General features: G+C 64.4%; 9 protein-coding genes and 1 pseudogene. 7 read left to right on the top strand and 3 right to left on the bottom strand.

Features of this window, described 5'->3' with window-relative positions:
• The 3 genes from AC3IFE_RS16315 to AC3IFE_RS16305 all read left to right on the top strand — a co-directional run.
• A partial coding sequence (locus AC3IFE_RS16315) for an ATP-grasp domain-containing protein (RefSeq protein ID WP_489191144.1) occupies positions 1-680 on the top strand: 680 nt, incomplete at its 5' end.
• Between the two features lie 28 nt (positions 681-708).
• On the top strand, positions 709-1,413 hold the full coding sequence (locus AC3IFE_RS16310; RefSeq protein ID WP_489191143.1) for a 2OG-Fe dioxygenase family protein: 705 nt from the start codon (positions 709-711) through the stop codon (positions 1,411-1,413).
• A gap of 6 nt (positions 1,414-1,419) precedes the next feature.
• Positions 1,420-2,685 (top strand): MFS transporter, encoded by a 1,266-nt coding sequence (locus tag AC3IFE_RS16305; RefSeq protein WP_089468862.1) that lies wholly within the window; start codon positions 1,420-1,422, stop codon positions 2,683-2,685.
• Positions 2,686-2,865: 180 nt separating this feature from the next.
• On the opposite strand, the pseudogene AC3IFE_RS16300 reads toward AC3IFE_RS16305, so the two are convergent.
• Positions 2,866-2,976 (bottom strand): annotated as a pseudogene (locus AC3IFE_RS16300) (TetR family transcriptional regulator); the annotation flags it as partial.
• 149 nt (positions 2,977-3,125) lie between these two features.
• Between AC3IFE_RS16300 and AC3IFE_RS16295 the strand changes: the two are divergent.
• From AC3IFE_RS16295 to AC3IFE_RS16280, 4 genes are all read left to right on the top strand, one after another.
• Positions 3,126-3,281, top strand: coding sequence for a hypothetical protein (locus AC3IFE_RS16295; protein WP_306427130.1), 156 nt, complete (start codon positions 3,126-3,128; stop codon positions 3,279-3,281).
• 367 nt (positions 3,282-3,648) lie between these two features.
• Positions 3,649-4,950, top strand: coding sequence for a dicarboxylate/amino acid:cation symporter (locus AC3IFE_RS16290; RefSeq protein ID WP_489191142.1), 1,302 nt, complete (start codon positions 3,649-3,651; stop codon positions 4,948-4,950).
• 451 nt (positions 4,951-5,401) lie between these two features.
• Positions 5,402-7,336 carry an SMP-30/gluconolactonase/LRE family protein gene (locus tag AC3IFE_RS16285; RefSeq protein WP_489191141.1) on the top strand — a complete coding sequence of 645 codons (1,935 nt, stop codon included), beginning with the start codon at positions 5,402-5,404 and terminating at the stop codon, positions 7,334-7,336.
• A gap of 287 nt (positions 7,337-7,623) precedes the next feature.
• Complete coding sequence (locus AC3IFE_RS16280; protein ID WP_301737459.1) at positions 7,624-8,454, top strand: peptidylprolyl isomerase; 831 nt, start codon at positions 7,624-7,626, stop codon at positions 8,452-8,454.
• Between the two features lie 25 nt (positions 8,455-8,479).
• Here AC3IFE_RS16280 and AC3IFE_RS16275 read toward each other — a convergent pair whose 3' ends face one another.
• A complete protein-coding gene (locus AC3IFE_RS16275) occupies positions 8,480-8,917 on the bottom strand; it encodes a GNAT family N-acetyltransferase (protein WP_301737460.1) in 438 nt (145 codons plus the stop codon).
• Between the two features lie 42 nt (positions 8,918-8,959).
• Positions 8,960-9,913 (bottom strand): LAPAL motif-containing putative phage structural protein, encoded by a 954-nt coding sequence (locus AC3IFE_RS16270; RefSeq protein WP_301737461.1) that lies wholly within the window; start codon positions 9,911-9,913, stop codon positions 8,960-8,962.
• Between the last annotated feature and the right edge of the window lie 58 nt (positions 9,914-9,971).

Below are 9,971 nucleotides of genomic sequence, written 5' to 3'. Positions count from 1 at the left end.
TTGAACAGTACATCGACGGCGTCGAAGGCAGCGTCGAATGTGTGATCGTCGACGATCAGGTTTATCCGGTGCTGATCAACGAAAAACTGATCCTGACGGAGAAGCGCGGCACGGTGCTGGAAAACCTGTTGATCTCGCCGCCGGTGTCCTTTCCGGCGCCCGCGATTGCCGAGATCAATCGGTATGCGATCGATTGTCTCGAAGCGATCGGCCTGCGCAACGCGATCGTGCACCTCGAGTTCCGTCTGTCGCCGACCGGCCCGATCGTCATCGAGATCAATCCGCGGCTCGGCGGACTGTATGTGAACGCGGCGCTCAAGGACATCGCGGGCCTCGACCCGTACGAGTTCTATCTGCGGATGCTGACACGGGCTTCCGGGCTGCACGAACGCCTGCGAAGCGCCTGCGAACGCGCGGCGGACGGGCGTCAGCATTACTCGATGTTCGCGCTGTTTCCAGAGGCGAGCGGAACATTCAACGGAATCCGCGGGCTCGATTCCGTCGCCGGCGATCCGGCGATCATCGAATGCAAGGTCGCCTGCCCGGTCGGTAGCGAGGTCCGGGCGGACATCGAGGAAAATTATCTGCTGAAGGGCTGGGCGGCAGTGAATGGACGCAATCATGCGATCGATCTCTATGACCGGATCGTTCGCGATCTCGAGCCGGAAATCGTTTCCTGAACGAATGGCCCGACTCACGGGAGACACGATGTCCATCGATACCGTCATTGACGAGTTGAATCGCAACGGCTATTGCCATGCACCACGCTTCCACGGCGTGATCCGCTGCGATGGCGACGAGGTCGTTGCGTTCAAGCGCCACTGGGAGCGCCTTGTCGTCGACGAGAACTATAAGCGCTACACGCGACGCGAACGGCGCTTCCTGCTGTATCGCTTCAAGCCGGGCCAACCGTTGAAAATTGACCGGAACACGAATTTCGAGCCGACCGCGACCTACGATGTGGACTACGTTCCGGGCGTCAATCGCTTGACCTATGCCGAGGACTCCTTCATAGAAAGTGCGATTCTCCGCCAGTTGCTGGACGTCGACATCGCCGTCCTCGGGGAGCGGCTGGTTGCGGGGCGGGAGTACAAGATCGATGTACATTTGTTCCGGATCATTGCGGAACAAGGTGAGGTCAGTCCGACCACATCGGGGATTCACCAGGACGGATTGGAATGGGTCTTCATGCATTTCATCGACAGTCACAATATCCGGCCGGTCGTATCGGAGATCCATGCGTCGAAAGTTTCCACTGTTCCATTGTTCGCACGGCCGCTGACGGATTTCCTCGATACCGTGGTCGTGAACGACGCCGTGCTGTACCACAGTGCCAATGCCGTTCAGCAAGCCAACCCTGACGAACTCGCGTTCCGGGACATGTTGCTGATTTCCTTTTCCTCGGCGAGATGAGCTGCCATGAAATCCGAGCTGGTTCTAGAAAAACGCGCTTCGTCTTCGTTGGCGCAGTTGTACGTCTGGTTGTCGTTCAAGACGATCTCCGACATCAGTTCGACGATGATCAGCATCGTTCTGGCGACCTACGCGCTCGAGGTCACGGGCTCCGCCGCGCTGCTCGGCTTGACGATGGCGTCGCGCCTGCTGGGCGCGGTCGCGGGCGGCGCCGCGGTGCCGCGGCTGAGCCGGTTCTCCCGCCGTACCCTGATCTTCGCCGCGGAAGCGGGCAGTGCACTGGCGATCGGCGTGCTGGCCACGTCGTCGCGTGCCGCCGACGCGTCGCTCATCTATTTCGTGCCGTTCTTCATCGGCCTTTTTCAGGGGATCTATCGGGTGTCCATCATGTCCGAGGTTCCGGAAATGGTCGGGCAGGAGGGCCGGCATCGTTTCAATGCGATCCTCAGTGCGACCGATGGGGTGTCGGTGGTCGGCGGCAGCCTGCTCGCATCGGTGATCACGCAGTACCTGGCCTACAAGAGCGTATTCCTGATCGATTCGATCACGTTCGCGATCTCCGCCATCGCATTTCTGATGCTGGTGGGCAACATGCCGCGCCGGCATCGACCGGCCGAGGAGACGCACGCTGCGGCCGAGGCCGGCGCACTGCCGCGCGCGGCGCGTTATCTGTCGGTCATCGTGATGCTCGTGATCGGCGCGCGCTTCGTCGAAGCGTTCGGCTCCGGTACGCACAATGTCGGCTTCCCGATCAGGTCGCAGCTGTTCGATCCGAATCAGCCCGCGTTTCTGTATGGCTGGCTGATGGCTGTGTGGGGCGTCGGACGGCTCGTTTCCGCGGCAGTGACGCCGCACTTGCTGGAGCGTCTCGAATCGCGTCACCAGCCGCTCGAGCCGTATTTCATCGTGTTGCTGATCTTGACCTTCGCGTGCTTCCTCGGCGTCTTCGAGGTGCGTGGCATGCCGGGCATGTTGGGCTTCGTCTTGCTGGCGGGCATTTTCGACGCCGCCACGGAGACGATCTACTATTCGCTCCTGCAGTCGACGCCCGCCGCGTCACGCGATCGCGTGATCGGTATCTCGTACGTCGCCGAGCGCACCGGCCTCGGATTGGGCATGCTGGCGGTCGGGTTCGTGTTCTCCCGGCTCGGCACGGACGTGACGGCGCTGCTGTTCTATGGTGGCTCCATCGCGGTGGCCGGTCTGGCGTTCGTGGGCGTCAAAAGACGGCTTGCGCAGGGGGCGGCGGCGGCGGTCGGGCAGATGGATTGATTCCGGATGTTTTCCCTGCTTCGTCAAGGCGGCCCGAGGCATCTTCTCCGAGCGCCCACAACGGGCCGACGAGCGCGAACGTCCAATGAGCGTCGAACAATCAAAGAGGCTTCCGCCGGTGCCCGCCGTCGGTGAGGTCATGAGCCTGCATGCCCCGCGCTGCGCTGCCGGCATAGGGTCCACGTCCGCGGCTTCCGTAATTTCATTGATCGCGACGCCTTCCATCCCCTTTTGCGCCATGAGTACAAAGGCGGCATCCAGCAGGCGCGCCCGCGTCTCGCGTGGCCGGCTGGGCGGGCGGCACGGGCTTCTCGTTCGTGAGCCTGGCCTGGTCCGATCTGATCGACACGGTCTTCACCGAGTCCTTCAGCCCGCCCCAACGCACCCTTTCAAGCACTTGAACCACAGCCTCACGGCCCCCACCCCGTGCGGCGGCCGACATGAGCGCGGGCGCGGTGTTTCGGTATTTCGCCGACAAGCGCGAGATGATCGACGCGATCATTGCGGTCGAGGTCGAGCGTGATACGTCGGTCTTCAACCGCATCCTCGGCAAGGACGGGCGGCGTTGGCTGCCGACATCGCGGCCGGTGAACTGACCGGGATGCCTGACGCCGGCCCCGGCCGGCGCGCGCCGCGTTGACGCATTCGTCCGCTCGCCGCGCCTTTCCGGGCAAGCCGCTCCCTACCGGATCCGCCGACATTCCCCGGCATCCGGCCGCACGGGAAGCGGGCCGGGCCGCGACACCGCCGCTTTCCCGACGACATCAGGACGCAAATCAACGCGCGGGGCTTTCAGATTTGAAAGCCGGTGCACCATTTGCGTTAGAATGCCCCCCCTTGTCCACCCTGGCGACTGCTTGAAGCGGACAAGTCGTCCGCATGGAGACACAGGTTTCGATTCTCAGCCGGACGTGAATGATTGGCCCGCCGTTAGCAACATACGCCTTGTAATTTGGATCACTAATGAAGAAGAAGCACAACATTACCAAGTACATCGTTGTCGCGATGATGCTTGGTATCGCCGTGGGTTACGCCTGCCACAGCGCGTTGCCCGACCCGAAGATGGCGAAGGAAGTCGCCGGCTACGTGTCGCTGCTGTCCGACGTGTTCCTGCGTCTGATCAAGATGATCATCGCGCCGCTGGTGTTCGCGACGCTGACCGTCGGCATCGCGCAGATGGGCGACGGCGGCGCGGTGGGCCGCGTGGGCGTCAAGGCGTTCGGCTGGTTCTTCATCGCATCGTTCACGTCGCTGCTGCTCGGCCTATTGACCGCGACGATCCTGCAGCCGGGCAGCCACCTGAGCCTGCCGCTGCCGCCGTCCGATGCGGCGCTCAACCTGAAGACCGGTGCGTTCACGCTGAAGGATTTTGTCGTGCACCTGGTGCCGAAGTCGATCGCCGAGGCAATGGCGAACAACGAAATCCTGCAGATCGTCGTGTTCTCGATCTTCTTCGGCACCGCGCTGTCCGCGCTCGGCGAACCGGGCAAGCGCCTGACCGGCGTGATCGACGATCTCGCGCAGGTGATGCTGAAGGTGACGGGCGCGGTGATGGGGTTCGCGCCGGTCGCGGTGTTCGCGGCGCTGGCGTCGACGATCACGACCGAAGGGCTCGGCATCCTGCTCACGTTCGCGAAGTTCATGGCGAGCTTCTATCTGGCGCTCGCGCTGCTGTGGGCCGTGCTGACGCTCGCCGGCGTGACGTTCCTCGGCAAGCGCGCGTTCACGCTGCTCCGGCTGATCCGCGAGCCGTTCCTGCTGTCGTTCGCGACGGCCAGCTCCGAGGCCGCTTATCCGAAGCTGCTGGACGCGCTCGACCGCTTCGGCGTGAACCGCAAGATCTCGAGCTTCGTGCTGCCGATCGGCTATTCGTTCAATCTCGACGGCTCGATGATGTACTGCACGTTCGCGGTGCTGTTCATCGCGCAGGTGTACGGGATCCATCTGCCGCTCGGCACGCAGATCACGATGCTGCTGATGCTGATGGTGACGTCGAAGGGGATGGCGGGCGTACCGCGCGCGTCGCTGGTCGTGATCGCGGCGACGCTCAACCAGTTCAATTTGCCGGAAGCCGGGTTGCTGCTGATCATGGGCGTCGACATGTTCCTCGACATGGGGCGCTCGGCCACCAACGCGGTCGGCAACTCGATCGCGGCGGCCGTGGTCGCGAAGTGGGAAGGGCAACTCGACGCGCCCCGCGACGACGACGATTCGGACGGCGGCGCGCAGGTAGCCGAAGTGAAGGTGCGCGAAACGTCGGCATGATATGCGGCAATGCGGCGGCGCAACACCGCATTGCCTGACCGCGGCAAATGCTATTCGCCGGCCCGGATTCGATACGGATTCCGGCCGGCGATTTGTTTGGCGCAGTGGTTTTTCCCGATGTTTCAGAAATGGCATTCGCCGTTTCCATTGATCGACGTCGAATTGACGGCGATATTTCCACAGGCAGCAGCCGGATTCTCCCGATTCCCGATCCGGCGCGGAAGTGACCATTCACTGACGCACGGTCGCACTCGCGGCAAGCGTGGGCGATCCGCAATTTTTTTCGATTTATATAACGCTATTCTCGCCCTGCGCATCAGTGAGCGCATGCCGTACGTCATACCGACCGCGCCGGATGATTCGGGGAAGAATTTACATCTCGCGGACTTCACGCCATCTGGCCGGCCGATCCCTCGTGTGAACGACTACCCGATTCAGGAGAGCCTCCGTCATGGTCGCCAGAAAACGCATCCAGGCTGCGGTCGTCGCCGCGGCGATCGCCGCGCTCGCGCCGGCCGCTCACGCAGCCAACACCACCGACTGGATCGCGAACACGTACGGCACGCTCGCGGCGCACGTCGGCAACGTCGCGCGCGCGATGTGGGTCGCGCCCGAAGGCGTGATCTACACGGCGTCGATGTGGGACGAGGATGAAGGCGGCGTCGCGATCTACCAGAACGGCAAGAGCCTCGGCTCGATCGGCGCGCATGCGGAATTCCAGGGCAGCGCGATCAGCGGCAATGCAACGTCGCTGTTCGTCGCGCTGCAGCCGGGCAAGACGTACGGTAGCGGCGCGGTGGGGCGCTACAACCGCGCGACGAAGTATCGCGACCTCGTGATCCAGATCAGCGCGGCGACCAACCAGCCGCGCATCGACGTCGTCACCGGGCTCGCGACGGCCGGCTCGCTGCTTTATGCGAGCGACTTCTACGGTAATCGCGTGCGCGTGTTCACGACCGATGGCGTGTGGCAGCGGGACATCGCCGTGTCGGCGCCGGGCGCGCTCGCGGTGGACGGCGCGGGCAACGTGTGGGTCGCGCAGAAGAGTGCCGGCTCGATCGTCGGGTTCAGCCCGGCCGGCGCGTTGCTGAACACGATCCGGATGCCGGCCGGTTCGCACCCGTCGGCGCTGTATGTCGATACGGCGGCCGGGCAACTGCTGGTGGGCGACGAAGGCCCCGACCAGAACATCAAGCGTTATTCGATTTCGGGCCGGCCCGCGCTGGCCGGCACGTTCGGCGTGCGGGGCGGCTATCTCGACACGACGACGGGCATCAAGGGGCAGGTCGGCGCGCAACGCTTCACGCGCATCGTCGGGATCGGCAAGGACACCGGCGGCAACCTCTATGTGCTCAACAATCCGTGGGGCGGCAGCTGGGATCTCGGCCGCAACGGCGCGACCGACATTCATGCGTACGGCAGCAGCGGCAACCTGCGCTGGACGCTGCAGTCGCTGAACTTCGAAGGCATCGCCGCGCCGGACCCGGTCACGGACGGCGCAATGTTCTACGGCGGCACGCACATCTACAGCGGCAGCGCGGGCGGCAAGTTCGTCGCCAACACCGTCGATCCATTCACGTATCCGTCGGACCCGCGCATCAACATGAGCGACACGCAGCGTGACGAACACTTCGGGTTGCTCACGTCGGTCGGCGCGAACCGGATTCTCGTCGCGGCCGGCCAGAATCCGCCGGTTTTCTACTTCTATCATTTCAATGCGGCGAACGGCTACATCGCGATCCCGGACGGCTCGCTTCCGGGCCCCGCGTTCAACACGACGCAGCGCGTGACGGGCGGCTTCAGCGTCGACAGCCAGGGCGGCATATGGGCTGGGCTCGACAAGACCGGCGCGATCACGCATTACCCGCTGACCGGCTTCGACGCGAACGGCAAGCCGTCGTGGGGGGCAGGCGTCGCGACCCGCATTCCGGCCAGCATCCAGCCGCTCACGCGCATCGTCTATCTCGCGGACAGCGACACGATGGTGCTCGCGCAGGGCGCGCTCGGCAGCAACGACTGGACGTCGATCGGCACGCGCATCGAGGTGTATCACGGCTGGCGCGCGGGCAATACGACGAAGCCGGACCCGGTGATCACGCTGCCGCACAGCGGCGCGAAATCGATCGACGCGGCGGGCAACCACCTGTTCGTCGGCTACTGGTTCAGCAGCAGCGGGCCGCTGTGGCCGAACGTCGACGCGTTCAACCTCACCACCGGCAATCTCGACACGACGCTCGTCAACGCGAGCCCCGCGACCGTCGATACCAGCAGCGCGATCGATGCGATGTACAGCATTCGCGCGTACCGTCGCTCGAACGGCGAGTACGTGGTGGTGAAGAACAACGTGAAGGGGAACAGCATCACCGTGTACCGGTGGACGCCCTGACGGTTTGAACGTTCGGCCGCCACGGGCAGCGGCCGTACTCGCGAAGTCGTGAAAGCAATCGTGAGCGCAATCGATGCGTTTCCGCGGGATTGTTGCGCAACGCGCATGCAATGAACCGCGCGCACCGTGCGGGCACGCGCCATGCCGGGCACGTTTCCGAACCTCCCGACGTGGAAATGCGGTTCCGTGCACAATGGCGGCGGCTCCCGCAGACGGTATGCGGGCGTGCACGATGAACGGGCGCGGCTGCCCCCAGCCGCGTTTCTTATGCTCGAAGCGACCCAACGATGAAGATGAAAACGACACCGAACCGCCTGTTGACGATCGTCGCGCTGGCCGGCGCACTGAGCGGCGCTGTTCACGCGCAGACGGCCGCGACCGTCGCGACCGTCAACGGCACGCCGATCACGCAGGCCGACGTCGATACGCTGCTGCGCGCGTCCGGGCAACCCGATTCGCCGCAGATCCGGCAGGCGATCAAGAATCAGCTGATCACGCGCGTGCTGGTGCAGCAGGCGGCCGAGAAGGCCAACTACGCGGACAAGCCCGAGGTCAAGGCGGCGATGCAGCAGGCGAAGGCGACGGCCGAGGTGCAGCTGTACTTGCGCGACAACGTGAAGCCGGAGCCGGTCACCGACGAGCAGGTCAAGGCGCGCTACGACGAACTCGTCGCGTCGCTTGGCAAGAACGAGTACAAGCCGCGCGTGATCGTCGTCAAGGATTCGGTCGCGGCGGCGACCGTGCTGAGCGAGCTGAAAGCGGGCAAGTCGTTCGACGGGCTGGCGCGCCAGTACAGCCTGGCGCCGAGCCGCGATACCGGCGGCGAGCTGCCGTGGGTGAGCTTCAACACGCCGGCCGCGGAAGGCAAGACGGCCGGGTTGCCGCTGCCGGTCGCGCAGGCGCTCGAGAAACTGCCGGTCGGCGCGGTGACGAAGGATTCGATTCCGGTCGACGGCGTGCGGGCGATCGTGAAGCTGGATGCGAAGCGGCCGACGCAGGTGCCGGGTTTCGAAACCGCGAAGCCGACGCTTCAGCAGCAGTTGCAGGCGATCGCGACCGAGAAGGCGAGCGCGCAGATGATCGGCAATCTGCTGAAGGACGCGAAGATCACGCAGTAATGCGAAAGCGTCGAATCGCCGCGCGTCACGCGCGCCAGATCATGTTCACGCTGGTGTCGGTTTCCGACGCGACGCGGAAGCCGAGCCGTTCGTAGAGCCGCCGCGCCGGATTGCCGTGCAGCACGCTGAGCGACACCGGCACGTGCGCGCGTGCCGCGTCGGTCAGCAACGCGTTCAGCACGGCCTCGCCGATGCCGCGGCCCTGGTGCGCGGGGAGGATCTGGATCTGGTGGACGTGCCATTCGCCTGCGGCGCGCGTCACCTTCAGCAGGCCGATGGCCGCGGTGCCTTCGCAGACGATCATCGCGTCGTCGAAGTGCGCGCGGATGCGCCGGTCGTGCGCTTCATCGTCGATCGGCGCGCCGACGCGCTGCAGGTGCTCGGTCATCGTCAGTCGACGGAGCGTCAGCAGGAAGGAGAGGTCTTCCTGAGACGCGGCACGCAGATGGATCGCGGGTTTCATGAGTAGTGAGCGGTTGTGTCGGGCGCGAGGCTGCGACGTGGATCACAGGCCCGGCAACTGAATCTGCAGGCCAGCCGCGCGATGTTCGAGGACATCCGTGACCTCATACTCGGTTTTTGCGCCGTCCGAAGTTTGCCACTGCTGCACACGGACATTGCACAAGAGGAGGTCTCCCTTGCTGAAACTAATCTGGCTGTTGTTCACGCGCGACAGGAAGCCGGCATCGGTGATCGTCGCGTGAATCGTCGCCGTTCCGTCGTGCAGCCGCCACTTGTTGTCGTCCTTGAACGCGAGCGACACGATCGAGAACGCCATCTTGCGATGCTCATCGAGCAGGAGCGCATCGGTTGGCTCCGGCGCATGAAACCATGCGATCTCGTTGCGGGCGACCATCTCGTACACCTCGGTATCGGTACCGACCGCAAAAATCTCGATGCCTTCGCGCGCGAGCGGCGCGAGCACTTGCGCGGTTGCACGGCGAACGCGGACGTCGCGTAGCAGCGTGAGCACGGGCAGGTCGATTTCGAGTGTGTCGCCATCGACGTCCAGCACCGCGGTGCGGCCCTGCATCCGCACGTGCGTGATCTCGCGCCCGCGCAGCCATTTGAGGACGGCGAAAAGCCCTTTCCTCGCCTTGGGTGCTGCGATGCCGAGGGCGGTCAGGATCGTGACCGCATTGGCGAGCGCCGTGCCTTCGTTGCCGCTCAGCATGTCGCGCATGCGGCCGAGCAGCGAGGTCGCGAGTGTGAAGTCGATGCCGAAGCTGCCGGTCTTGAAGCTGCCGCGCACGTTGACCTGCGGCCGGACCTGATCGCCGCATAGTGCGCGCGTCGACGCGTCGAGCAAATCGCCGAACGCCAGCAGCGCGGGCGCGAGTTCGCGCACGTCCATCTCGGACGATTCGAGCGCGGGCCCGTCGTACGTCACGCGAAATCGGCTCATCGCGTCGAAGGGGCCGATATCGGCCGGGCCGGTACTGTTTTCATGTGCGGTCATGTGGAATGCGGGTGTGAGAGGTGGACGATACCCGAAACGAATGCTTTCGGATGTCCGT

This window comes from Burkholderia sp. APQ4-4ca (assembly GCF_057837105.1).
The sequence above is the reverse complement of the archived record's forward strand: the minus strand, read 5'-3'. Positions and strand labels throughout refer to the sequence as shown.

Coding starts and splice junctions, on each gene's coding strand:
- AC3IFE_RS16310 (WP_489191143.1), top strand. CDS start 709: ATGTCCATCGATACCGTCATTGACGAGTTGAATCGCAACGGCTATTGC.
- AC3IFE_RS16305 (WP_089468862.1), top strand. CDS start 1,420: ATGAAATCCGAGCTGGTTCTAGAAAAACGCGCTTCGTCTTCGTTGGCG.
- AC3IFE_RS16295 (WP_306427130.1), top strand. CDS start 3,126: ATGAGCGCGGGCGCGGTGTTTCGGTATTTCGCCGACAAGCGCGAGATG.
- AC3IFE_RS16290 (WP_489191142.1), top strand. CDS start 3,649: ATGAAGAAGAAGCACAACATTACCAAGTACATCGTTGTCGCGATGATG.
- AC3IFE_RS16285 (WP_489191141.1), top strand. CDS start 5,402: ATGGTCGCCAGAAAACGCATCCAGGCTGCGGTCGTCGCCGCGGCGATC.
- AC3IFE_RS16280 (WP_301737459.1), top strand. CDS start 7,624: ATGAAGATGAAAACGACACCGAACCGCCTGTTGACGATCGTCGCGCTG.
- AC3IFE_RS16275 (WP_301737460.1), bottom strand. CDS start 8,917: ATGAAACCCGCGATCCATCTGCGTGCCGCGTCTCAGGAAGACCTCTCC.
- AC3IFE_RS16270 (WP_301737461.1), bottom strand. CDS start 9,913: ATGACCGCACATGAAAACAGTACCGGCCCGGCCGATATCGGCCCCTTC.